The sequence below is a fragment of the Streptomyces sp. NPDC051576 genome (genome assembly GCF_040681835.1).
Lineage (GTDB): Bacteria > Actinomycetota > Actinomycetes > Streptomycetales > Streptomycetaceae > Streptomyces.
Map to the genome: position 1 here is coordinate 78,559 of NZ_JBFAZO010000015.1, position 23,937 is coordinate 102,495.

Sequence of the window (23,937 nt, forward strand, 5' to 3'; positions counted from 1 at the left end):
GTTCGCCTCGCGGTCCTGCAAGCTGGAGGGCGCCAGGTGCTCCACACGCCGTACGGGGGAGAGGTGGCCATGTCCGGCAGCGCGCACGCCACACCCGCCGGCAGGCGACGGCTCGGACCGCCGACCGCGTCCGGCCGTTCGCAACGCCCGCTCGCCGCGGTGGCGGGGGCCTTCACCGTGGCCCAACTGCTTCTCGTACGACCCGGGTTCGGCCTCGGCTGGGACGAGACCGTGTACGTCAGCCAGCTCAGCTCGCGGGCCCCCGCGGCCTTCTTCAGCGCACCCAGGGCCCGCGGCATCTCCCTCCTCGTCGCACCCGTCACCTCCTGGTCCTCGTCCACCACCCTGCTGCGCGTCTTCCTCGCCGTGCTCTCCGGCCTCGCCCTGTTCCTGGCGCTCCGCGCCTGGCACGGCCTGTTCCCCGTCCGCGTCCTGGCCCTGGCGGGCGCCCTGTTCGCCTCCCTCTGGGTGACGCTCTTCTACGGCCCGCAGGCCATGCCCAACTACTGGGTCGCCGTGGGCGCACTCGCCGGGGTGGGCTGCTTCCTGCGCGCCTGGACCGGCCGGACCGCCCGTTTAGGCCTCGCGGCGAGCGCGTCCCTGATGGCGTGGATGCGGCCGACCGACGCGGTGTGGGTGACCCTGCCCCTGCTCGCCCTCTGCCTCTTCGCGCGCCGTCGGCGGCTGCTCGCCACTCTCCTCGCCGGGCTCGCGTCCGGCGCCGCGGAGTGGGTGATCGAGGCGTACGTCAGCTACGGCGGCCTGGCGCGGCGGCTGCGCGACGCGTCGGCCATCGAGGGCGGACTGGGCTGGCACCTGGCGCTCGTCGACCAGTTGCGCAGCCTGGGCGGACGCGCCCTGTGCCGCCCGTGCACGGGGGCGATGCCCAACCCGGCGGTCGACGTGTGGTGGCTGGTGCTGCCCGTGCTCGCCGTCGTCGGACTGGTCGTCGCGGTCCGCGCACGGCGCACGGCCGTCACCCTCGTCCCGCTCGCCTGCGTGGCGACGGCCGCCTTCCCGTACCTGTTCATGATCGGATACGCGGCACCGCGCTTCCTGCTGCCCGCCTACGCGCTGGTGGCGATCCCGGTCGCCGACGGACTGGTCCACCTGGTCACCGCACCGGCCGGAGCATGGCGAAGGGTCGCGGTGACCCTGCTCGCGGTGGGACTCGCCGGACACCTGGCGGTACAACTCGCCGTCCTGGAACGCACGGTGAGCCGTACCGATGTCCAGCACCGCGACTGGTCCCGCACCGCCGCCGAACTCCACCGCCTCGGCGTCCGCAAACCCTGCCTGCTCACCGGGCAGGACGCCATCCCCATCGCCTTCTACACGGGCTGCGCCTCCGCCGCGACCCTGGGCCACAACGCCGACATCACCCCAACACTCATCGACCGCACCGCCCACCACATGCCCGTCGCCAACGTCACACCGACCGACAGCAGCCCACCCGCCTACGCCCGCGACTGGCCCACCCACCGCTACGGAGCACTGGACCTGCGCGTCGCGCCGAAGACGGCGATGAGCACTCGGTCTCCCGCCACTGCGACGTCCGCGCGCGGGCCGGCCGACGCGTACCCCGAGGCCGGTCCCATCACCGCGCAGGGCACCGGCGTATGACGCCACCGCCCACCCTCCCGGCGACGACCACCCGCCGACACGCGTACTGGCAGGCCGTGTTGACGCTCGGTGTGCTGGTCGCGGTGGTCTGTCTGGCGCGGCGGCACTGGACTGTGCTCGCGAGCGGGGCCGGGCGGCTTGCCGTCGCCGATCAGGGGTGGTTGCTGGTGGCGGGGACGGCCGCGCTCGGGACGTGGGTGTCCTCGGCGGTCGCTCAGCAGGGGGCGGTGCCTCAACGGCTGCCCGGTGGACGGCTGGTGGCCGTGCAGCTCGCCGCGTCGGCCGCCAACCATGTGCTGCCCGCCGGGCTCGGCGCGGGCGCGGTCAACCTGCGTTTCCTGATGCGCTGCGGGCTGCCGGTCGGCCGCTCGGCCAGTGCCCTCGCCGTGAAGGCGACCGCCGGCGTGGTCGTCCGGGCCGTGCTCATAGGGGTGCTCGCCGTGGCCTGTCCGGGAGTTCTCCGAGCCCCGCGCGTCTCCGTGGGCGTGGTGGGGGTCGTACTCGCGGCCCTCGTGCTCGTGACCGTGTTGCTCAACTGCCCGCTGTGGCCCCGGTGCCGACGGGCGCTCGCTACGGTGCTGACCGACATCCGGGCCGTGCACGCGAGGCCGCAGCGGGCGGCGGCCCTGTGGGGCGGCTCGCTGGCCTTCGCCGCGCTGCACTCCCTGGTGCTGATCTGTGTCACCGAGGCCGTCGAACTGCCGCTGTCCCCGGCCCGGGTGGCGCTGCTGTACCTCGCCGCCAGCAGCGCCGCCGCCCTGCTGCCCACCCCGGGCGGTATCGGGTCCCTCGATGCCGCTTTGGTCTTCGCCCTCACCGCCTCCGGAACCACGGCCGCGGCCGCCGCTTCCGTCGTCCTCGGCTACCGGCTGCTCACCGTGTGGCTGCCGCTGATCCCCGGCCTGCTGGTGCTGGGTGTACTGGTCCGGCGCAAGGACCTCTGACGTCAACCGGTGTTTCCCGCCGCCCCGGTTCAGGTAGGACAACCTCATCGACCAACGGACGAGGGGGAGCCGCATGGCAGGGAACGAGACCGACGGCCGGTTGGGGGAGGAGTTCTTCACTCCCGGGAACTCGTCGTTCACCGAGTTCCTGGCGGCGCACCGGCCGGCACTGCTGCCCACCCGCCGCCCCTTCCCGGACGGCGTCCGCGCCGGCGACCACCAATTCCCGCACGGCACCACGGTGTTGGCCCTCTCCTACCGCGACGGCGTACTGATCGCAGGCGACCGCAGGGCGACCATGGGCAACGTCATTGCGCAACGCGACCTGGAGAAGGTGCACCCCGCGGACGACTACACCGCGGTCGCCTTCGCCGGCACGGTCGGGCTGGCCGTCGACATGGTGAAGCTGTACCAGGTCGAGCTGACGCACTTCGAGAAGATCGAGGGCATCCCGATGACCCTCAACGCCAAGGCCACCCGGCTCGCCGCCCTGATCCGGCAGAACCTCGGCCAGGCCATGCAGGGACTCTCCGTCGTACCGCTGCTCGTCGGCTACGACCCCGCCGCCCCGGAGGGCGCCAAGGGCCGCATCTTCACCTTCGACGTCGTCGGCGGCACCTACGAGAAGTCGGACTTCCACGCCGAGGGTTCCGGATCGCCGTACGCCAAAGGCGCCCTGAAGAAGCTGTTCCACCGGGGCATGTCCCGGCGGGACGCGGCGCTGGCCGCGCTGCAGGCCTTGTACGACGCGGCCGACGACGACTCGGCCACCGGCGGACCGGACATCAACCGCCGTATCTTCCCCATCGTGTCGGTCATCACCGAGGACGGTTTCGAGCGGCTGCCCGAGCCGGAGACCGAGGCACTGACCCGCGAGATGGTCGCGCAACGCCAACGCCAGCCGGACGGGCCGACCGTGGCGCCCTGAGCGGCGGGCTGCGCCGCATGGGAAAGGGTCCGGCTCAGAGGGGAACACCGCGTTGACCAGTGTCGTAGGAGCAGTCGAGCAGTCCCGTATCTGGTCGCACCCGGGGCTCGGGCTGCACGCCGTCGTCGATGCCGCCGGAGCGGTCCGGCTGGGCGCGCCCGGCCAGGACTGGGCCTGTCTGGTGCCGCTCGTCGAGGTGACCGCCACGGGGCACGGGCGCACATGGTCGGGGGAGCGCTTCATCGCGACGGCCATCGGCGACCGACTGGCCTACCGCGACCACGAGACCGCCCCGGACGGACGCGGCGAGCGTACGACGATCCGGCTGGCGGACCCGGTGACGGGGCTGGCCGCCGAGGTCCTCCTGGAGACGGAGACCGGCGCGAGCTTCCTGCGGGCGCGGGTACGACTGGTCAACGAGGGCGCGGATCCACTGCGGTTGGAGAGCGTGACGACCCTGACCCTCGGGGGCATCGCGGACGCCGAGGGCGGCCTCGACGGACTGACCCTGCACTGGGCGGACAACGACTGGCTCGCCGAATGCCGCTGGCGGCAGGCCGAACTCCGCGACCAGCTCGTCGCGTTGAGCCGGTCCGGGCCCGGCCCCGACGGGCGCGGCTGCTTCTCGCTGCATTCACAGGGGAGTTGGTCCACCGCCCGGCACCTCCCGATGGCCGCACTCACCGACCGCGACGGCGGGGCCTGGCTCTGGCAGATCGAGTCCAGCGCAGGCTGGCGCTTCGAGACCGGCGAGCGCCAAGGCACGGTCTACGTCGCCCTGTTCGGACCCGACGACGCCCACCACCAGTGGCAGCACACCCTCGCCCCCGGCCAGGACTTCCACACCGTCCCCGCGGTGCTCGTCCGCGCGGAGACCGGCGGACTGGACGCGGCCTTCGCGACCCTCACGAACCACCGCCGCACCATCCGCCGCGAACACTCCGACCACCGCGCCCTCCCGGTGATCTACAACGACTACATGAACACCCTGATGGGCGACCCCACCACCGAACGGCTCCTGCCCCTCGTCGACGCGGCGGCGGCAGCGGGCGCGGAGGTCTTCGTCATCGACGCGGGCTGGTACGACGACGACTCCCAGGGCTGGTGGGACTCCGTCGGCGCGTGGGAGGCCGCCGCCAGCCGTTTCCCGGGCGGCCTGCAGGAAGTTCTGGACGCCATCACCAAGCACGGCATGACCCCGGGCCTCTGGCTGGAACCCGAAGTCGTGGGCGTCCGCAGCGAGCTGGCCCACACGCTGCCGCCCGAGGCGTTCTTCCGGCGCGGCGGACTGCGCGTCACGGAACACGGACGGCACCAACTGGACCTGCGCCACCCGGCCGCCCGCGCCCACCTCGACGAGGTCGTGGACCGGCTGGTCGGCGAGTGGGGCATCGGCTATCTGAAGCTCGACTACAACATCAACATCGGCCCCGGCACCGAGAACGGCGCCGAGAGCGCGGGCGCCGGACTGCTCGGGCACCACCGCGCCCACCTCGACTGGTTGCACGGTCTCCTCGACCGTCATCCCCGACTGGTCCTGGAGAACTGCGGATCGGGCGGACTGCGCATGGACTACGCCCAACTGGCCGTGGCCCAGCTCCAGTCCACCAGCGACCAGCAGGACCCGCTGCTCTACCCACCCATCGCCGCCGCGGCCGCCACCGCCGTGACGCCGGAGCAGGCCGCCGTATGGGCGTACCCGCAACCGGACCAGAGCCTCGACGAGATCGCCTTCACCCTCACCGGCGCGCTCCTCGGCCGGGTCCACCTCTCCGGCTTCCTCAACCGCATGACCGAGGAGCAGTTCGACCTCGTCCGCTCGGCGGTCTCCGTCTACAAGGACGTCCGGCCGGAGATCGCCACCGCGCACCCCTTCTGGCCACTGGGCCTTCCGGGCTGGGAGGACGGGTGGATCGCGCAGGGGCTGCGAGGTGCGCGCTCCACGTATGTGACGGTCTGGCGGCGGGAGTCGGGCGACGACGGCCCCGCCGACACCTACCGCTCACTGGCCGTGCCCCATCTGCGTGGCGCTCAGGTCCACCCCACGGTGCTGTATCCGGCGACCGGCGACGCCGGCGCGGAATGGGACGCGGCCGAGGGCCGGTTGACGATCTCGCTGCCTCGGGCCGACACCGCCGTACTCGTCCGGTTGAGCGCTACACCACAGGCCCCCGGGGCACATGCTCCTCTCGCGGAGGTGCGGCCCCGTCCGTGACCCGTCGCAGCGGCAGCCACCAGGCCGCCGCGCACAGGCACACGCCGAGCCAGCCGACCGCGAACAGCCAGCCACCGAGCACATCGGTGAACCAGTGCACGCCCAGATACACGCGGGTCAGCCCGACCAGCGCACCCCAGCAACCGACGGCCAGGCAGAGCGGCGTGCTCCCGTGCGGGGCGCGCACGCGTATCGCGACGATCACCAGTCCGGCGGTGAGCGCCGCCGTGGTGGTGTGGCCTGAGGGGAAGGCCCAGCCCGAGGCGTGGGTGGCCCAGTCGACCTGCTCCGGGCGGGGACGCGAGATCAGGGTCATCACGCCGTAGCGCAGGCCCTGGCCGGATGCCAGGCAGGCCGTGGCCAGGGTCGCGGCGAGCACCCGTCCGCGTGCGGTGCTGCCGGTGAAGACGCCGGCGAGAATGACGAGCGCGTACGGGACGATGCCGGTGCCGGTCGCGGTGAGACCCCGGGCCAGCGCCACCGCCACGTCCGGGCGGTGCGCGAGGGACCAGGACAGCGCGTCCTCGTCCGTGAACAGGGGAGCGCCCTCGTGCCCGATCACGACCATGCTCAGCACACCGAACGCGACCCAGGCGCCCAGGCCCACGCTGCCCGCGAGCTCGGTGACGTCCTTGCGGTTCATGACACCAGCAGGGGTCGCAGCCGGGTGGCCGTGAGCCGCCGTACCAGAGGCTCGGGCCACCGCTTCAGCAGCGCCATCGCACCCAGTGCGAGGAGCGCGCCGACCGCCATGCCGGCCACGACGTCGTGCGGATAGTGGACGCCGACCCAGACCCGGGACACCGCCATCGCGAGCGCGGCCAGGGCCGCCGCGGCGCCGAGGCGGCGGGAGACGAAGAACAGGGCGATCGCGGCAGCCGCGGCGATCGTCGCGTGGTTGCTGGGGAAGGACCAGTCACCCGGCGCCGGACACGCCTCCAGTGTGGTCACCCGCAGGCTCCGGCAGGGGCGGATCTCCCGCACCGCCGACTTGAGCAGGGAGTCGATGCCGTAGGCGGCCACCACGACCACCGGCACGGCCAGCGCCGTCACCGCCGCCTCGGCACCGACCCGGCGCGCCCGCCACCAGCCCACGAGCATCAGCACGGCGAACACCACGAGCCCGTACGTCGACCAGGCCGAGACCACGCCGTCCAGCCAACCGGGCGCGTGCCGGGCGGAGTCGACCACGTCCGTGTAGGCCTCGCCGTCGATCGACGAACCCTGGAAGGCGACAAGGATCATCCGCGCGCCTCCCCGGCTCGGGCGGCCCTGCGGGAGCGGTACACCTCGGCGGCGAGGGGGAGCAGCGACACGATCACGATGAGGGCGACCATCGGCAGCAGGTACTTGTCGACGTTCGGGATCGAGGAACCCAGCGCGTACCCGGCGAGCGTCAGTCCCAGGCTCCACACCAGGCCGCCGGCCACCTGCCACACGGTGAACGTGCGGAGCGGCACTCCGAGGGCGCCCGCCATCGGGTTCAGGACCGTCCGCACCACCGGCACGAAGCGGGCCAGCACGACCGCCTTCGCATAGCCGTACCGCTCCAGCGACTCCTCGGCGCGGCGGGCGCCTTCGCGCAGCCGGGCCGAGCGGCTGCGGGCGAGCAGGGCACCGCCCGCCTTCCGGCCGAGCAGATAGCCGCACTGGGCTCCGGCGAGCGCGCCCACCGCCGCCGCGATCAGCAGGGGCGGCAGCGACAGCTTCACGGCTCTGTCGGCGCCGCCGGTGCACAGCAGACCCGCCGTGAACAGCAGCGAGTCGCCGGGCAGGAAGAACCCGATCAGCAGTCCCGTCTCGGCGAACATCACCACGCCGACGCCCAGCACACCGAAGGCGGCGAGCAGCGACTTGGCGTCCAGCACATTGACGGCGAGCTGGGACGCCAGGTCCAAGGGTGTGGTCATCGTCGCGAGCCCCTTCGCCGGTATGACTACAAATCTGTAGACGGTTTACCCAACTGTAGACGATTGCGGCGTACGGCGAGTTCCGCACTTTTGCCCGGCCATTACCGATTCATGACCGGCTGACTACACGCATGTAGTCATGATGGTCCGCGAAGTAAGGCATGCCTTCACTAACCAGGAGGGGTCGCACCCGATGTGGGACGACGCGTTTCCGAGCTTTCTGATCGGGCTGAGGGAGGGGCTGGAAGCGGGACTCATCGTCTCCATCCTCGTCGCCACCCTCGTCCGCGCCGACGCCAGGTCCCGCCTGCCGCAGGTGTGGACGGGCGTGCTGGCCGCGATCGCCCTCGCCATGAGCTTCGGCGCGGTACTCACCTTCACCGCGGCGAACCTCTCCGCCACGGCACAGGAAACGTTCGGCGGCGTCCTCAGCGTGATCGCCGTCGCGTTCGTCACCGCGATGGTGTTCTGGATGCGCCGCTCGGCCCGCACCTTCTCCGGCGAGATCAGGGAGAAGGTCACCGGCGCGCTCACCATGGGCGCCGGAATGCTGATGCTCACCTCCTTCCTCGCGGTGGGCCGCGAAGGCCTGGAGACGGCCCTGTTCCTGTGGACCACCGCCCGCGCGGCCGGTGAGTCCTCCGGCCCCCTGACGGGCGCCGCGATCGGGCTGGTCCTCGCGGCGGGCCTGTGCTGGGGCCTGTACCGCCGGGTCCTCAGGATCAACCTGACGAAGTTCTTCACCGCCACCGGCGTCGTCCTCGTCGTCATCGCCGCCGGAGTCCTCGGCTACGGCCTGCGCGACCTCCAGGAAGGCGGCGTCCTGCCCGGTCCGACCACCTACGCCTTCGACCTCAGCGGCAGCGTCGACGCCGGCTCCTGGTACAGCACCCTCCTCCAGGGCGTGTTCAACCTGATGCCCACGATGACGTGGCTCCAGGTGGTGGGCTACGTCGGCTATCTCGCCGTGGTCATGCCCCTGTTCGTACGGGGAGTGCGCGGCGAGCGAGTCAAGACGCCCGCGCCCGCCGAGGTGCGCGAAGTCGCCCCGGCCCCGCGCCGCCGCCCCGTCTGGGTGCTCCCCGTCGCGGTGGTCGCCGTGCCCGCGGTCATCGCCGGTCTCGTCGTCGCCTTCGCCCGCCCCAAGCCCGCGGACTCCGAGACGGTGGCCGTCTCCGAGACGGAGTGCGGCAAGGGCTTCACCGCGCCCGACACCGGGCGGCAGACCTTCCAGATGCACAACACCGGCGACAAGACCGCCGAGGTCTACCTCATCGACCCGGCCACCAACGCGGTCTACGGCGAGGTCGAGGGCCTGGCCCCCGGCACCACCCGCGATCTGGTCGCCACCGTCGCGGGCGGCTCCTACGCCTGGCGCTGCGTGCCCACCGGCGCGAAGGCCGTCACCTCCGCCACGGTCCGCGTCAGCGGCGGGGGAGGAGCGGCGCAGGCGGTCGTCCCCGTCTCCGAGAACGACCTCGCCGCACCGCTCAAGGCCTACAAGGTCTACGTCGACCAGGGCCTGGCCACCCTGGAGACCCAGACCCGGCAGCTCGACGCCGACATCACCGGCGACCATCTCGCCAAGGCGCGCACCGACTGGCTGACCGCACACCGCACGTACTCCTCCCTCGGTGCGGCCTACGGCACCTTCGAGGACTTCGACCAGAAGATCAACGGCCGGGCCGACGGGCTGTCCGGGGGAGTCGGGAACAAGGACTTCGCGGGCTTCCACCGCATCGAGTACGGCCTGTGGCACGGACAGTCGGCGAGCGAACTCAAGGCGCCCGCCCAGCGGTTGACCGCAGCGGTCGTAGGACTGCGGAAGGCGTTCCCCACCCAGGACTTCGACCCCGGCGACCTGCCGCTGCGGGCCCACGAAATCCTGGAGAACGCCCTCCAGTTCGAGCTGACCGGCGACACCGACGAGGGCAGCGGCACCAACCTCGCCACCGTCGACAGCAACCTCGCGGGCACCCGTGAACTGCTCTCCGTACTCAAGCCGTTGCTCACCAAGGAGTCCCCGAAACTGCTCCCCGCCGTCGACGCCGACATCGCCCGGTTGCAGAAGTTGCTCGACTCGGCGCACCGGAACGGCAGTTGGACCCCCGTCGATCGGCTCGACCAGACCACCCGGGCCCGACTCGACGGCGCCACCGGGCAGTTGCTGGAGGACCTGGCACCGGTGCCGGACCTGCTGGAGATCAGGAAGTCCGCCTGATGCGTACCGAGAACAGCCGTAGTGAAAGTGAAGGGAACTGCCCGATGCCGTCTGCCGAAACCCCGGGCTGTCCGGCCGGAGCCGGCCGCCGCTCCTTCGTCCGGACGGCGCTCGGCGCCGGGGCCGCCGGGGCGGTGCTGGCCGGTGGGGCGTTCGCGCTCGCCGAGACCGGCGGCACGGCCCAGGCGCAGGCCGCGGACACCGCGAACGCCGCCCGGGTGCCCTTCCACGGCACCCACCAGGCGGGCATCCTCACCCCCGCGCCGGCCGCCGCGACCTTCGTCTCCCTCGACGTCATCGCCGACAACCGCGCCGAACTCGCCGACCTGTTGCGCACGATCACCGAACGGGCCCGCTTCCTCACCTCCGGCGGCACCCCCACCGACCTCGGCGTCGGCGCGCCGCCCGCCGACAACGGCATCCTCGGACCGGACGTCCCCGCCGACGCCCTCACGGTCACCGTCGGCGTGGGCGCGTCCCTCTTCGACGACCGCTACGGCCTCGCCAAGGCCAAGCCGCGCCGGCTGACGCCCATGAGGAGGTTCCCGAACGACAACCTGCGCGCCGCCGAGTGCCACGGAGACCTCTCGCTCCAGGTGTGCGGCGCCCGTCAGGACACGGTGCTGCACGCGCTGCGCGACATCGCCCGGCACACTCGCGGCGGCATGCAGATCAAGTGGCGTATCGACGGCTTCCAGAACACCCCGCGCCCCACCGGCGCCCAGCGCAATCTGCTCGGCTTCAAGGACGGCATAGCCAACCCGGACGTGAAGTCCACCCGGGAGACCGACCGGCTGATCTGGGTCGGCGACGGACAGGGCGAGCCGGCCTGGGCGAGCGGTGGCAGCTACCAGGTGATCCGGATCATCCGCATGCTCGTCGAGTTCTGGGACCGGGTCTCGCTGAGCGAGCAGGAGTTGATGTTCGGCCGGCGCAAGGACACCGGCGCCCCGCTGGACGGCGCCAAGGAGACGGACATCCCGCACTACGCCAAGGACCCCAAGGGCGCGGCGATCCCGCTCGACGCCCATATCCGCCTCGCCAACCCGCGCACCGCCGCCACCGACACCTCGCGCATCCTGCGCCGCGGCTTCAACTACGACCGGGGCATCGACGACGTCGGCAACCTCGACATGGGCCTGGTCTTCTGCTGCTACCAGCAGGACGTGAAGCGGCAGTTCGAGGCGACCCAGACCCGGCTGATCGACGAGCCTCTTGTCGACTACATCTCCCCGACGGGTGGCGGCTACTTCTATGCGCTGCCCGGGGCGAAGGACGCCAAGGACTGGCTCGGGCGGGGTCTCCTGGCCACCTGACCAGGTATTTTCCTCCTCCTTGAGCAAGACCTGCCGTGGTCTTTGCCGACCGTTACTGCGAATAGGTTGCAGGTACGGGAGGATGGCACGAGGTTGCACTCCGCGACCGCGTACCCGGCAGAAAGACGCTCCTCGATGACGGCCGCCCCCCAGTCCACCTCGCCCCTCCCCGCCACGGTCGCGGCTGCGCGGCCCTCGCTCTGGTACCGCGTCCGCACGTCCATGACGCGGCAGGAGTGGACCAGGGTCGGCGGGATGGCCGCGTTCGTGCTGGGGCTGCATGTGATCGGCTGGTTCACGCTGGTGTGGATCGTGGCGCCGGGGCACTACAGCGTCGGCGAGAAGTCCTTCGGTATCGGCATGGGCGTGACCGCGTACACGCTCGGCATGCGGCACGCCTTCGACGCGGACCACATCGCGGCGATCGACAACACCACACGGAAGCTGATGAGCGAGGGGCAGCGACCGCTGTCCGTCGGCTTCTGGTTCTCCCTCGGCCACTCCAGCATCGTCTTCGGCCTGACACTCCTGCTCTCCCTCGGCGTCAAGGCGCTGGCCGGCCCGGTCCGCGACGACAACTCCCAACTCCACGACGTCACAGGCCTGATCGGTACGACCGTCTCGGGTACCTTCCTCTACGTAATCGCCGGCATCAACCTCGTCATCCTGGCCGGCATCTGGAAGGTGTTCCGCCAGATGCGCTCGGGCCACTTCGACGAGGCGGCCCTGGAGGAACAGCTCAACAACCGGGGCTTCATGAACCGCATCCTCGGCCGCTTCATGAAGTCGATCACCAAGTCCTGGCAGATGTACCCGCTGGGCCTGCTCTTCGGCCTCGGCTTCGACACGGCGACCGAGATCGCGTTGCTGGTGCTGGCCGGTTCGGGCGCCGCGTCCGGGCTGCCCTGGTACGCGATCCTGTGCCTGCCGGTCCTGTTCGCCGCCGGTATGTCACTGCTCGACACGATCGACGGCACGTTCATGAACTTCGCCTACGGCTGGGCCTTCTCCAAGCCCGTCCGCAAGGTCTACTACAACCTCACCATCACCGGCCTGTCCGTCGCCGTAGCCCTCATCATCGGCACGGTCGAACTCCTGGGCCTGTTCGCCGAGAAGCTCGACCTCCACGGCTTCTTCTGGGACTGGATCGCGGGCCTCGACCTCAACGTCATCGGCTTCATCATCGTCGGCCTGTTCTTCGCGACCTGGATCGTGGCCCTGCTGGTGTGGAAGTTCGCCCGCATCGAGGCCAAGTGGACGGCAGGCCTGGCCCAGCCCGCGGAACAGCCCGCCGAATAGCCGCCAGGTCGTCGACCTCACGACCGCACCCCCACCTCCTTCCGCCACTTCACGATCTGCTTCTCCGCGTCCCCGGTGTACGACCACGGAGTCGTTGTCGCCCGGCGTCCCATCATGCCCAGTACGGCTGCCGAGACGTCCTTCGTCCCCGCGTAACAGGACGCGTGGGCAAGGTAGTTGAGGTCGCGGAGTTCGCCGGGTGGGACGGGGGTGTCCTGGCGGGGGGCGAGCCAGCGTTCCCAGGTGCGGCGGACGTCGCTGACCGCGCCGTCGTGGGTCCAGTGCTGGCCGAGACCCACCGCGGCCTGTTGGCCCTTCGCGGCGTCGAGGACGTAGCGGTACTCCTCGACTCGGGCGTACTGCACCAGCACCGGCAGGGGGCAGCCGGGCGGAGCCACGCCCGCGGCGTCGCGGGCGAAGTCGTACATGAGGCCGTGGCTGCCGTGCCAGCGGGAGGAGTAGTAGTGCAGGACCTGGAGGTGTCCCTCGACGCTGTACGGGTCGCGCCGGTGCAACTCGTCCCACCAGCGGGCGAGTTCCTGGCGCCGTACTCCCGACGGATAGAGGCGGGCGACGGAGATCAGGGAGATCCACGGCGTGGGGTCGTCGGGGTAGAACTCCGAGGCCTGGAGGCAGGCCATGACGGCGCCGTCGATACGGTTCCGGTCGATCGGCACGCCCCGGCCCGCCGCGATGGCGAGGTTGAAGGCCCGGGCCGTCTCGGTCGCCGCCCGCAGCGTGAGCGCGTCGCCGCTGTGCGGCTCGGCGGCCAGCCACGACTCCACTGTCGAACTGCTCGCGCAGGCCTGCGCGAGCGCCCGTATCCGGTGGCCCCGATTGAGCCAGTGCGCGCCGGTGATCCGCAGCAGCTCCCGCAGCCCCTGCCAGCGGCCGATGACGATGTCGTGCCGGGCGGAACTGAGGGGCGCGTCCCCGCAGTCGGGGTCGAAGTCGGGGGTGAAGCGGTCTCGCGCCATCGGGGTGCCCCTCAGAAGTCGGTCGGGAGACCCTGATGGACCCGGGACTGTTCGGGCACGAAGTCGTCGGGGACGTAGTCCGTCTCGACGGTGTGGGTGGCGTCGAGCCGCGCGGGACGGTAGTAGTCGCTGCCCTGCCGCCAGTACCAGAACATCGGGACCAGACCCACGGCCAGTCCGCCGATGCCGATACCGATCGCCGCGTTGCTCAGACTGCCGAGCGACTCGACGAAGATCCAGAACATGAACAGGGCCCCGAACAGCGGCCACAGCCCGCCGAAGAGGAAGTTCGCCGCGGACTTGAAGAGCATCTTGCGGTACGCGACGACGACCGCGAGGCCCGCCAGACCGTAGTACACGGCGATCTGCAGACCGATCGCCGAGATCGCGTCGGAGAGGATCTCGCCCACCGAACCGAGCGCGTTGGAGGCGATGAACATCACCAGTGCCACCCCGCCGACCACGGTGATCGCCACCCAGGGCGTGTTCCAGGTGCGGTGCACCTTGCCCAGCGCGGCCGGCATCGTACGGTCGCGGCCCATCGCGAACAGCGAACGCGTGACCTGGATGAGGGTGGTCTCCAGTGTGGCGATCGTGGACAGCATCACCGACACGATGAGCAGCTTGCCGCCCCAGCCGGGCCACAACTCGTCGCCGAGCACGGCCAGTACGTTCGCGTCGTTGCTCTCGATCTGCCGCGAGGACAGGATGACGTTCACCGCGATGGTGAACACCTCGAAGAGCAGGAAGACGATGCCGACGCCGATCAGGCCCGCGAGTCCGGTCGTACGACGGCTGTTGCGGGTCTCCTCGCTGAGGTTGCTGGTGACGTCCCAACCCCAGTAGTAGAACGCGGCGATGAGCGCGCCCGACGCGAAGCCGGACACCCCGTCGAAGTGGCTGAAGCCCAGCCAGGACCAGTCGAAGGCGCGGGCGTTGTCGGAGTGGACGACGGCGAACACCGCGAACAGCGCCAGGATGCCCAACTCCACGCCGGACATGACGAGTTGGGCGCGGACCGTGAGGCGGGCGCCACCGAGGACCACGAGCAGCATGATCACGAACCAGGCGGCGCCGACGACCGTCGACAACGCCGTGTTGTCCGCGAGGCTCTGATCGAACAGGGACAGTGTCATCGACCCGGCGGGCAGTGACCCGGCGACCATGAAGATGGTCGCGGAGACCACCAGGGCCCAGCCGCTGATGAAGCCCAGAAAGGGATGCAGGGTGCGCCCGACCCAGGAGTAACTGGCGCCCGCGTTCACGTCGATACGGCCGAGATAGCTGAAGGCCAGCGCGATGCCCAGCATGGGTATCGCGCAGTAGAGGAGGGCGGCCGGACTGGCCAGCCCCACCGCGCCGACCAGGACCGCGGTGGTCGCGGCCAGCGAGTACGCCGGGGCGCTGCCCGCCACGGCCATCACCACGGTGTCGAACGTGCCGAGGGCGTTGGCCTGTAGCCCTCTGCCCCTGATGTTGCTCATGGATGCGCTGCTTTCCGTCTTGCACGACGTGGGGGATTGATCGAATCGGCCCCGGACCTGAGAGGGGTGGCCTCGGGTCAGCGGCCGGTCGAGTCAACAAAAAGGGGATGGTGGATACCCGTTGAACCGCTGCGTCGGCGGACGGTCACACCGTGTGTGGGTGTGATGATAGCGGTACCTCTTGACCTTTCAAGATTGACCAGTGAGTAATCTCCTGTGAACGGTCAGTCGCCGAGTCGGTCGATCTGCCGCAGCTTGTTGGTCGCGTCCAGGGCCGCGACCTTGTAAGACTCCGCGAGCGTCGGGTAGTTGAAGACCGCGTCCACGAGATAGTCGACCGTTCCACCGCAGCCCATGACCGACTGGCCGATGTGAATGAGTTCCGTCGCGCCGGTGCCGAAGCAGTGCACTCCGAGCAGGGTGCGGTCCGTGGGGGAGACCAGCAGCTTGAGCATGCCGTGCGAGTCGCCGATGATCTGGCCGCGCGCGAGTTCGCGGTAGCGGGAGATGCCGACCTCGAACGGCACGCACTCCTCGGTGAGTTGGTCCTCGGTCTTCCCGATGAAACTGATCTCCGGGATGGTGTAGATGCCGATCGGCTGCCGGTCGTCGATCCGGTGCACCGGCTCGCCGCAGGCGTGGTACGCGGCCGTGCGGCCCTGTTCCATCGAGGTCGCCGCGAGGGCCGGGAAGCCGATCACGTCACCGACCGCGTAGATGTGCGGCACCGCGGTACGGAAGTTCTCGTCGACATCGATCCGGCCGCGCCGGTCGGCGGACAACCCGGCCTTGTCCAGGTCGAGTTCGTCGGTCAGCCCCTGCCGGCCGGCGGAGTACATCACCGCGTCGGCCGGTATCTTCTTGCCGCTCTCCAGGACGGTCAGCGTGCCGTTGGTGTGCCGCTCGACGGCGGCCACGGTCTCCCCGAAGCGGAAGGTCACGGCGAGGTCCCGCAGGTGGTACTTGAGCGACTCGATGACCTCCAGGTCGCAGAAGTCGAGCATGCCGGCCCGCTTCTCCACGACGGTGATCTTGCTGCCGAGCGCGGCGAACATGGAGGCGTACTCCATGCCTATGACACCCGCGCCGACGATGACCATGGACCGCGGGACCTTCGGCAGGTCCAGCACGTTGTCCGAGTCCATGATGGTCTGACCGTCGAACTCGACGGTGTCCGGCCGGGCCGGACGTGTACCGGTGGCGATGATGATGTTCTCCGCCGTCAACAGCCGTTCGTGGCCGGTGATTTCGGTCAGGGCCACGGTGTGCGGGTCGACGAAGCGGCCCGTGCCGGCGAACAGGGAGACCTGGTTGCGCGACAACTGGCTGCGGATGACGTCGACTTCACGGCTGACCACATGCTGGGTCCGCGCGGTGAGGTCGCCGACGGTGATGTCGTCCTTCAGGCGATAACTCTGCCCGTACAGATCCCGCTGGGTGAGGCCGGTGAGATAGAGCACCGCCTCGCGCAGCGTCTTGGAGGGGATGGTCCCGGTGTGGATGGAGACCCCGCCGACCATGTCGGGGCGGTCGACGACGGCGACCCGGCGGCCGAGCTTGGCCGCGGCGATGGCGGCCTTCTGGCCACCCGGTCCTGAACCGATCACAAGCATGTCGAAGTCGGGCACCACCGGAGTCTGTCAGCCGGAGCACCTCCTCCGAAAGGGCGAACCGGTAACCGGATGCCCACAAGACGACTGGGCTGGGGGCAAAGGGAGGAAGTCGCCTACCCGGACGAGGCTGTGCCGCACGAGCCGCGGCAGACACCATGCGCGCGACGCTTACAGGCGGGACGTACACCGAACGTGTGGTCGCTGCCGCCCAAGGGCTTCGGTGGACCCGTCGCGTCGCTACACTCCGGTCTGTTACATCGGCATCACGGAGCGCCAGCGAGGATGTGCGGCGCCTTCCTGATGTATCGGGGGTGGCCTCATGGGCTGGCAGGTTGCGTTCGCGCCCGGCTGCGGGATCAACACGGACGATGAGGACGAGATCAGGGATGCTCTCCTGGACGTCGCCGTAGGGGACGGCGAGGACGAGTCCGTCTGCATGCAGGACGGCGTGTGGCCGAAGAACGTCCGCAGCGTCACTGTGCTGCGCAGACTCGCCGGCGGACGCAGCGGCTCGGAAGTTCTTGAGATCGAAGTGATGCGGGCGGCCGCAACATCCTTACAGGTGGCGAAGTTGATGCCGCATCGGGACGCGGTCGACGAGTGGGCCGCTTACCGGGAACTGGCCGCGTCGCTCGACTCCACACTGTTCGTGCCCATCGTGGCGGTGAGCGCCTCGGTGAGGAATCCGAAGATCGCCACCACCTTCGAACGCCATGTCGTCATCTACTCCCATGTCCGCGACCGCGACCCTGACGCCCAGGGAGTCGTGCGGTCGCTGGAGGATGTGTGGACGAGCGCCCTTCAGGACTCGCATCGCTTCGAAGAGGCCATCTCCGTCGTCACGGGGCTCATGGAGACGCTCGCGCGCAAGCTCTACCGCGACAAGGTCTCAAAGGACGGCGATCTGGCGGGTGAGAACGGGCGGTTGGGATGCGACCTGTCGCTGAGTGTGGATGAGATCGGCGAGCAGATCAACGGGCTTGTGCCGTTGGTCGACGGCAACCCCGACGAGGAGGACATGCGCAGTGATGTGCTCAAATCCGGGCGTGTACTGCGTGCTTCGACCTCTCCTCCGGGCGCGGCCCGCTCTCTGGCGGTAGGCGGCCGTACCCGCTTGCGGCTGGACGAGGTCGAAGTGGAGGGCACAACCGTCTCGGGACGGTTCAAGTCCACCAGGGTGCGGGTGGCACTCACGGGTACAGCGGTCGTGGGCGGCAGACCGTCCCGCGAGATCAGATCCGGTTCGGCGCTCGACGTGTTCGGGCGGGTGACGTCGGTGCGCTCGCAGGAGTGGTCGGAACTGCTGGGAACCGCGTTCGCCGACGGCCCCGGCTTCCGCGAGGTGCATGATCGTCTCGAGTACCAGGGCGTTGCCGCGGACCACCCGATGAAATCCCTGTACGACACGCTGGAGAGCGCGTCGGCCGCCCGCACCCATTCCGCCGTCCACGGAGACCTCAATCCACGCAACATCCTGTTCTGCGGATCGAATCCGTACCTGATCGACTTCGCGTCGTTCCGGAAGGACGCCTATACCCTCTCCGACACTGCCTGGATGGAAGTCTGCGTCTTGCGTGACTGCGTGGCCGGTCGGCTGCGATGGCAGGACCTTGTGCTGCTCCAGCGGTATCTGGGCCTGCTCACCCTGGTACTTCCGCTGTGGGGCTCGGCCGCTGCCGACCGCGCCGAGCAGGACCTCGCGGGCCGGCACCGGGACTCAGCCCCTGAACTCAGCCGATGTCTGAGCCTGTTGTGGGCGGTGCGGCGTGGTATCTGGCAGTGTGTACCACCCGAGAACCAGGCGGCCTTCCCGGTGCACTACTTCCAGCACCTCATGCTGGCGGCGTGCAGGACATTCAAGTGGAAGGCCGACGCAGAGGACTTCCCCCGTGTGATCGCTGCGGCTGCCGCCGCCGGCGTCGCGTGCGAGAACCTGTCACCGCGCTGCGGCGACCTGTTCGTACGGTGGGGCGAGGAGGAGACGGCGGCAGCCTGCGAGGTGCTGCTGGCTCACGGCAGCGGCGCGGACTGGCCCAGCGGCGATCTGCTGTGCGCGGCGGTCCTGGCCGCCGAGAAGGCGGGTAATCAGGAGCAGATCACCGCGTGGCGTCAGGCGGCCGCCGGCTGCTTGGCGGCCGGACCGCTCAGCGAAGCCGTCGATGCGTTGGATCGGTGCTGCCAGGACGCGGAATGCCGGGATCCCGACTGCGAGGGCAGAGCGGGCGGCGGGTTCGTCTACATTCCCCTCGAAGGTCACGCGCTGGGCCCGGGTGAGCCGTTCGTGCAGCAAGGGCAGGGCGCTCTGTCCCTCGCGTCGCGTGACAGTCTCGAATTGCTCGCCGCACAGGAAGCCGTCGTCCTGCTGGGCGAGTCGGGTTCCGGTACGACAGTGGTGGCGCGACAGTTGCGTAAGCGCCTGCTGGCTTCGGGCGAGGCGGACTTCGACCGGCTGGTCGGCGGTGCCACGGCCTGCGCTCGGCTGCCTCTGATAGTGAGTGCTCCGCAGCTGAGCCAGAGGCTGTCCAGGCGGTCGTCGGCCGCGGCTGTCCTGCGGGAGGTCTCGGGGCTGCCGGAGCCGCTGTCCGAAGAGCGGTTGAGCCGACTGATGGCCCTCGGCCTCGTACATCTGACGGTGGACGCACTGCACAAGGTCGATCCGCGGTGGCGTGGGGAAGTGCTGGACTGGCTCAGGGACTTACGGATCGAGGCGCCGCGCGTACGTATTGTGCTGTGCCAGCGTGCCCACAACTACGATCCGGGGACGTTGGGTTGGCCTGCTGTGGCGCTGCACAAGGTGCGGGAGCGGCCCGCGCGTCGTTTTCTCGCGGAGGTGCTGCGGGTACTCGCGCCTCAGGACTGGCAGAAGAAGCTCGAACAGCTTCAGGAACGACTCTTTGTCGACCCGGACACGGCGGCTCTGCGCGACCTCGCGGGAAAACCGCAATTCCTGTGGATGTTGGTCAAACACTTCGCCGAGACGGGAGACATACCGGCGAACCCGGGTGTGCTGGCTCGCAAGTACCTGCTGCGGCAGCTTGAGTCGAGCAATCATGCCAGCGAGGTGGAACGGAAACTGCGGCTCCTTCGTGAACTCGTCGCCTGCCTCGGAGATTCGGGGGCGCTGAGTCGACAGGAAGCCCTGCGTGTGATCACGGACCACGGGACCGGCGATGCGGAGGGGACGCTGGCCTCTCTGCTGACGACCAGTGTGATCCATGAGGAGTCGTCGCGCATTACGTTCTGCAATCCGCTGGTACAGGCCTACTGCGCCGCATCCGTGTTGCAGCAGTATCCGGCGGACGAAGTGGACGAGGTCACGTCGCGGATTCTGAAGCATTCCTGGCGCGATGCCGCTCAAATGCTGGTCGCGGAACCAGGCACCGCGCACGAGGTCGTGGCCGCTGTCGTGAAGAAGGGAGTGGCCGCCAATTCCCTGTACGGGGCCATGCTGTTGCAGGCCGCGCCCGAGGACGCGGTGGCCGGAACTCGCGAGGAGTTCCTCCGGCACCAGAGTTCCGTACTTCAGTCCGCGAACAGTGGTCTGCCGGCCTGGCGGCGCTCCGCGTACGCGCTGGCGAGGTACGGCTCTCAGTCCGCGCTGGACGCTCTGGAGAGTGCGTCACTCCAGCACGACGGTGTGCCGGAGGCCGTAGAGGCGGCGCTGGACGGCCTGGTGATGATGCATCAGTGGTTCGTGCCCGGCGCCACCGCGCGCCTGCAAGCGGTGCTGACCCGGCTCCTCGACCCACCTGCCGGGGTGTGTGTCGACGAGCGGGTCGTGGCGCGCTCGTTGCGCTGCGTCCAGGTCGCGAGTCTGAACGGCCTTGCCGCACATGTTCTGTCGAAGCTGGTCCCCGGTACGGGATGGGCGGTGGTGTCACAGGCCTGGGAGACGCTCCGGCACCTGGGCGTCGAGCCGACTCGGCCACTGCGCCGTACCTACGCGGAAGCGTGTTCGGGGAGGCTGAAGCAGGTTGACGCACTGCTGCGGTCGACCGCGCGCACCGACACTGCTTCGGCGCTCAACGACGAGCGGATGGCGCTGCTCGAACTGCTGGCGGCCGAGGGGAGTATCGAGACACTCCTGGGCTATCGCTTCCGGATCGGACTCGCGGAGCACCCCCGGTGGCGCGACCTGCTGCGTACGGCGGCCGGGGCCCAGCAGTCGCAGTCCCCGACGAACGTGTTGGCCGACGCCGTGCTGGACGATCACGAGCCTGGTTCGCGGCCGGGCCCGGAGCGCTGGCGAGCCTTGCTCACCCGGGACAACGAGCAGCTGTCAGTCATCGCCGGCCATCACATCCTGGCCGAGGGGCTGCGCTTGAACATCGCCGACCTGCGGGAGATTCTCCAGCGCCCCACTCCCGCCCGCCTTTCCCTCGCTTCCGCGGCCGTCTCGTGCCTTCCACCGGGTGAACACTCAGCTCTGGACGAGTTGCTTGAGCCGTTCCTCGACTCCCTCACGTCGGACTTCGCGGACGCCGTGGCGAGTTTCGTCACCGCTGCCATCGCCCTCGACCAGGGCACGGGGCTGCGGTTGGCCCTGCGGGTGCAGGACGCGATGGCCAAACAGGGGCTCGAACAGGAGGCACTCCACTGGCCGTGGGCGATGACCTGGCGGCGGGCGCTCCCTCCACGAGCGGAGATGCGCTTCTTCATGCGGGAACAGGAGTTTGACGATCATGCGCGCATCGCGCTCCTCGGGAGCGCCGACGTTCTGCTCGACGCACCGTGGGTGCAGCCCGTCGCTCTTACGCCCCAGGAGCAGCGCGATCTAATGAAGCTGCGACCGACGAGCCCGGACGGAGTCTCCGCCCACCAGTTCGTTCTGATGGCGGCCAGCGCAGGACTGCATCAGGCCCTGCCGTTCGCTTGTCAGGTTGCGGAGAGCGAGCACAACATCAACGTGGTCATCACCCACTCGCACGGGCAGCATGGACTGGTCGAGGTCACTTTGGCCGCGCACGCGGTCACCGCCGTCGGATACCTCGGGCGGCTGGCCCTGATGGAGGACTCCCTCGCGCTGGACGCGGAGGAGGCGGAAGCGCTGCTGCGCGGTATGGCCCGGGACACGCCCTCCATGCACCCCAGCATGGAGCGGGCCAGGCTGATCGGCCTGGGGTATTGGGGGCATTGGGACGAGTTGCTCGCCTCGCTGGAGGGCGCGGATCCCATTCTTCTGTCAGCGGCACGCAACCTGATCGGCCAGTGGCTCCCCGGTCCACGCGAGAGCCGGAGCGACCAGTATTTCGCCCGGATCGCCCACTCCATTTCCCGCAAGCTGCGCAGTGGCAGCTACACCGCCGCCGCGCAGGCCGTACTGACGGACATCCGTGACGGCATCGAGGACAGGCTGGGACGTTATGTGCTCTGATCGCGAAGATTCACAGCCCCATCTCCCGCTTTGCCGCCCGCACGACCTGCCGTCGACCGTGTGCCGCCTCCGCCAGCGCCTGCTGCCGTTCGAGGCCGGGCGCGGCGTCCTGCACGGCGCGTTGACAGCGCAGCAGTTCCTCACCCGCCTGGAGGACCTGTGCCGAGGCCAGCAGGCGCAGTCGCGTGAGCTGACTGCGCATCTCTGTGTATTGCTCCCGAGTTGCCGCGGTGTGGTCCACCTGCTCTTCCGCCAACGCCTTGACCGTGTCGGAGTGGGCCCAACTGGCTTCCAGGAACGCGACGAACGCGTCAGTCAGCGCGTCACGAGTCCATTTCCTACGCTCACGCCGTCCGCCGACCACCGTGGTCACGACCAGAGTGGCCATACTGGTCACCGCCGCCGCCCAGGCTGCCCACAGGCTCATGTCCCCCACGAGTCCATTGTTACGTTTCGTGGTGAGGCAAGCTGGCGTTATCAGACGTATCCCTCTATCAGAGGGCGAAGTTCAGCGAGAAATCTGTCTGGCCTAACCCGGCGTGGAGATGGACAGTCATTTCAGGGACGCAACACGGGGGAGCGCCGTCATGGGAGTAACTAGCTCAAGCGGACCGTTGGCCGCGCTTGCCGCCAGTTCGGTGCTTCAGGGCATGGTCGACGTCCTCAGGCGTTCGCCGTACTTCGCCACCGCCTCAAGCCGCCAGGACCTGGTGCGCTACCTGGTGCGGACGCTGGAGGAGCCGTTCGCCGGCAAAGGCCTGGTTCCGGCCCGCTCGTCGGACCACTTCGCTTTCATCGTCAGTGAGTGCACCCGGCACAGTGAGGGCACTGACGCGCTGGCCGAGGCTGTGGCGTCACTCGACGGTGACCGAGGCACAGCTCTGGCCATGCGGCTGTTGGCCGACCGGTGGACCGCTCGCGACCAGCTGGCGGAGGAGGATCTCCGGCTGCTCGACGGGCTTCTCGACCAGGTCACCATCGAGCATGAGGTCCGGGCCATCGCGCAAGCGAGCCTGCAACCTGTCTCGGCGCCGCTGCCCGACCACTGCACCGACGCGCGCAGCATCCTGCTGTATCTGCTCAGGCGCAACGCGCTGCCCGACGGGCTTCCCCCGTTCCTGGCTTTTCTGGAGTTCCTCGCCGCGTCCGTCCAGGAACCGGTCGCCGCGTCCTTGCGGGAGTGGACCGAACGCCGTGCCCGTAACAATGACCTGGCGCAGGCGCTGCTGGCCTGCCGGGCGCGGGCCGACGCCACTCAGGTGATCGCTCCCAGAGAACGGCGCATGATGCTGGTTCTGCTGCCGGACGGTCTGGAGGACGACCACTTCGCCCTCCGCGTGTGGCACCAGGAGGACGTTTCGCACCGGACGCCGGCCTTGCGTGACAACGACACCCGAGTCCGGGGTACCGATCTGGAGCGTGCCATTCGCGGCCGACTGCGCGAGGTGTCGGGGAGTCACGACAAGGGTGGCGCGCTCACCATCGAGTTCTGGCTTCCGCTGGCCCTGATCAATCTGCCCGTCGAAGAGTGGTGTCTGTCCGGGACCATGCCAAGCGATGTCCGGGTCGTCGTCCGAAGCCTCGACCGTGAGCAGAGCACCGACTCCTACCGTTCCTCCTGGCGCGAGCGCTGGAAACGCATGGTGGACCTGTCGGCGGACAGCGACGACGGAGACCGCCTCGGCCGATCGGCGGATGTGCGCCAGGACCGGCCCTGTGTGCTGACCGCGCCACCCGACTGCGACGAGGGCCGCATCCAGTTGGTGGAGGCGATCAACTCAGGCGTGCCCGTGGTGCTGTGGCACCGGCACGACTGCACCTCCACCGCGTTCCGGAAAACGGTGGACGGCCTTCTGAGCCACGGTCCGGTCGCTGAACTACCGCAGCGCATCGGCAGAATGCGTCTGGCTTACGGCATCGGCGAAGCGCCGACAGATGCCGTGAGCGGTCTGACTTTGATGTGGGACGACCCCAACCGCCTGCTTCCCACGCTCAATCAGCTCGTGGCGCCGGACGAAGTAGCCTCCTCGTGA

General features: G+C 69.5%; 16 protein-coding genes. 9 read left to right on the forward strand and 7 right to left on the reverse strand.

The genetic code is table 11. From position 1 onward, the window contains the following. Positions 1-69 precede the first annotated feature (69 nt). The 4 genes from AB0M63_RS39155 (at position 70) to AB0M63_RS39170 (ending at position 5,710) form a co-directional block, all read left to right on the forward strand. Positions 70-1,623 (forward strand): hypothetical protein, encoded by a 1,554-nt coding sequence (locus tag AB0M63_RS39155; protein ID WP_366022716.1) that lies wholly within the window; start codon positions 70-72, stop codon positions 1,621-1,623. Next, the gene (locus AB0M63_RS39160; RefSeq protein WP_366022717.1) at positions 1,620-2,567 is read left to right on the forward strand and encodes a lysylphosphatidylglycerol synthase domain-containing protein; all 948 of its coding nucleotides are present in this window, start codon (positions 1,620-1,622) and stop codon (positions 2,565-2,567) included. Before AB0M63_RS39155 ends, AB0M63_RS39160 begins: the two co-directional genes overlap by 4 nt. Before the next feature lie 73 nt (positions 2,568-2,640). Then, positions 2,641-3,495: a proteasome subunit beta gene (gene prcB, locus AB0M63_RS39165; RefSeq protein WP_355913935.1), complete on the forward strand. Its 855-nt coding sequence runs from the start codon at positions 2,641-2,643 to the stop codon at positions 3,493-3,495. A 52-nt stretch (positions 3,496-3,547) separates the two neighbouring features. Beyond that, a complete protein-coding gene (locus AB0M63_RS39170; protein WP_366022718.1) occupies positions 3,548-5,710 on the forward strand; it encodes an alpha-galactosidase in 2,163 nt (720 codons plus the stop codon). Here AB0M63_RS39170 and AB0M63_RS39175 read toward each other — a convergent pair. From AB0M63_RS39175 to AB0M63_RS39185, 3 genes are read right to left on the reverse strand one after another with little or no spacing between them, the layout of a single operon-like run. Then, on the reverse strand, positions 5,652-6,353 hold the full coding sequence (locus AB0M63_RS39175; protein WP_366022719.1) for a phosphatase PAP2 family protein: 702 nt from the start codon (positions 6,351-6,353) through the stop codon (positions 5,652-5,654). The genes AB0M63_RS39170 and AB0M63_RS39175 overlap by 59 nt on opposite strands. Then, complete coding sequence (locus tag AB0M63_RS39180) at positions 6,350-6,952, reverse strand: phosphatase PAP2 family protein (RefSeq protein WP_366022867.1); 603 nt, start codon at positions 6,950-6,952, stop codon at positions 6,350-6,352. Before AB0M63_RS39180 ends, AB0M63_RS39175 begins: the two co-directional genes overlap by 4 nt. After that, the gene (locus AB0M63_RS39185; protein WP_366022720.1) at positions 6,952-7,620 is read right to left on the reverse strand and encodes a DedA family protein; all 669 of its coding nucleotides are present in this window, start codon (positions 7,618-7,620) and stop codon (positions 6,952-6,954) included. Before AB0M63_RS39185 ends, AB0M63_RS39180 begins: the two co-directional genes overlap by 1 nt. Before the next feature lie 193 nt (positions 7,621-7,813). Between AB0M63_RS39185 and efeU the strand changes: the two genes are divergently transcribed. The 3 genes from efeU (at position 7,814) to AB0M63_RS39200 (ending at position 12,456) form a co-directional block, all read left to right on the forward strand. Then, positions 7,814-9,841, forward strand: a complete 2,028-nt coding sequence (gene efeU, locus AB0M63_RS39190) for an iron uptake transporter permease EfeU (RefSeq protein ID WP_366022721.1) — start codon at positions 7,814-7,816, stop codon at positions 9,839-9,841. A gap of 44 nt (positions 9,842-9,885) precedes the next feature. Beyond that, positions 9,886-11,157 (forward strand): iron uptake transporter deferrochelatase/peroxidase subunit, encoded by a 1,272-nt coding sequence (efeB, locus tag AB0M63_RS39195; protein ID WP_366022722.1) that lies wholly within the window; start codon positions 9,886-9,888, stop codon positions 11,155-11,157. A gap of 135 nt (positions 11,158-11,292) precedes the next feature. After that, complete coding sequence (locus AB0M63_RS39200; protein WP_366022723.1) at positions 11,293-12,456, forward strand: HoxN/HupN/NixA family nickel/cobalt transporter; 1,164 nt, start codon at positions 11,293-11,295, stop codon at positions 12,454-12,456. 17 nt (positions 12,457-12,473) lie between these two features. Here AB0M63_RS39200 and AB0M63_RS39205 read toward each other — a convergent pair whose 3' ends face one another. From AB0M63_RS39205 to sthA, 3 genes are all read right to left on the reverse strand, one after another. Continuing rightward, positions 12,474-13,433, reverse strand: coding sequence for a hypothetical protein (locus AB0M63_RS39205; RefSeq protein WP_355913914.1), 960 nt, complete (start codon positions 13,431-13,433; stop codon positions 12,474-12,476). 11 nt (positions 13,434-13,444) lie between these two features. After that, entirely contained in the window at positions 13,445-14,917 is a 1,473-nt protein-coding gene (locus AB0M63_RS39210) for an APC family permease (protein ID WP_366022724.1), read from the reverse strand. A 224-nt stretch (positions 14,918-15,141) separates the two neighbouring features. After that, complete coding sequence (sthA, locus tag AB0M63_RS39215; RefSeq protein ID WP_355913908.1) at positions 15,142-16,545, reverse strand: Si-specific NAD(P)(+) transhydrogenase; 1,404 nt, start codon at positions 16,543-16,545, stop codon at positions 15,142-15,144. Between the two features lie 304 nt (positions 16,546-16,849). Between sthA and AB0M63_RS39220 the strand changes: the two genes are divergently transcribed. Next, entirely contained in the window at positions 16,850-21,904 is a 5,055-nt protein-coding gene (locus AB0M63_RS39220) for a hypothetical protein (RefSeq protein WP_366022725.1), read from the forward strand. Positions 21,905-21,914: 10 nt separating this feature from the next. Here AB0M63_RS39220 and AB0M63_RS39225 read toward each other — a convergent pair whose 3' ends face one another. Beyond that, positions 21,915-22,340, reverse strand: coding sequence for a hypothetical protein (locus AB0M63_RS39225; protein ID WP_366022726.1), 426 nt, complete (start codon positions 22,338-22,340; stop codon positions 21,915-21,917). Between the two features lie 214 nt (positions 22,341-22,554). On the opposite strand from AB0M63_RS39225, the gene AB0M63_RS39230 reads away from it, so the two are divergent. Next, complete coding sequence (locus AB0M63_RS39230) at positions 22,555-23,937, forward strand: hypothetical protein (RefSeq protein ID WP_366022727.1); 1,383 nt, start codon at positions 22,555-22,557, stop codon at positions 23,935-23,937.

What these genes read in the sequence shown, in the direction of transcription:
- AB0M63_RS39155 (WP_366022716.1), top strand. Translation starts at nt 70, where the DNA reads ATGTCCGGCAGCGCGCACGCCACACCCGCCGGCAGGCGACGGCTCGGA.
- AB0M63_RS39160 (WP_366022717.1), top strand. Translation starts at nt 1,620, where the DNA reads ATGACGCCACCGCCCACCCTCCCGGCGACGACCACCCGCCGACACGCG.
- prcB (WP_355913935.1), top strand. Translation starts at nt 2,641, where the DNA reads ATGGCAGGGAACGAGACCGACGGCCGGTTGGGGGAGGAGTTCTTCACT.
- AB0M63_RS39175 (WP_366022719.1), bottom strand. Translation starts at nt 6,353, where the DNA reads ATGAACCGCAAGGACGTCACCGAGCTCGCGGGCAGCGTGGGCCTGGGC.
- AB0M63_RS39185 (WP_366022720.1), bottom strand. Translation starts at nt 7,620, where the DNA reads ATGACCACACCCTTGGACCTGGCGTCCCAGCTCGCCGTCAATGTGCTG.
- efeU (WP_366022721.1), top strand. Translation starts at nt 7,814, where the DNA reads ATGTGGGACGACGCGTTTCCGAGCTTTCTGATCGGGCTGAGGGAGGGG.
- efeB (WP_366022722.1), top strand. Translation starts at nt 9,886, where the DNA reads ATGCCGTCTGCCGAAACCCCGGGCTGTCCGGCCGGAGCCGGCCGCCGC.
- AB0M63_RS39200 (WP_366022723.1), top strand. Translation starts at nt 11,293, where the DNA reads ATGACGGCCGCCCCCCAGTCCACCTCGCCCCTCCCCGCCACGGTCGCG.
- AB0M63_RS39205 (WP_355913914.1), bottom strand. Translation starts at nt 13,433, where the DNA reads ATGGCGCGAGACCGCTTCACCCCCGACTTCGACCCCGACTGCGGGGAC.
- AB0M63_RS39210 (WP_366022724.1), bottom strand. Translation starts at nt 14,917, where the DNA reads ATGAGCAACATCAGGGGCAGAGGGCTACAGGCCAACGCCCTCGGCACG.
- AB0M63_RS39220 (WP_366022725.1), top strand. Translation starts at nt 16,850, where the DNA reads ATGGGCTGGCAGGTTGCGTTCGCGCCCGGCTGCGGGATCAACACGGAC.
- AB0M63_RS39230 (WP_366022727.1), top strand. Translation starts at nt 22,555, where the DNA reads ATGGTCGACGTCCTCAGGCGTTCGCCGTACTTCGCCACCGCCTCAAGC.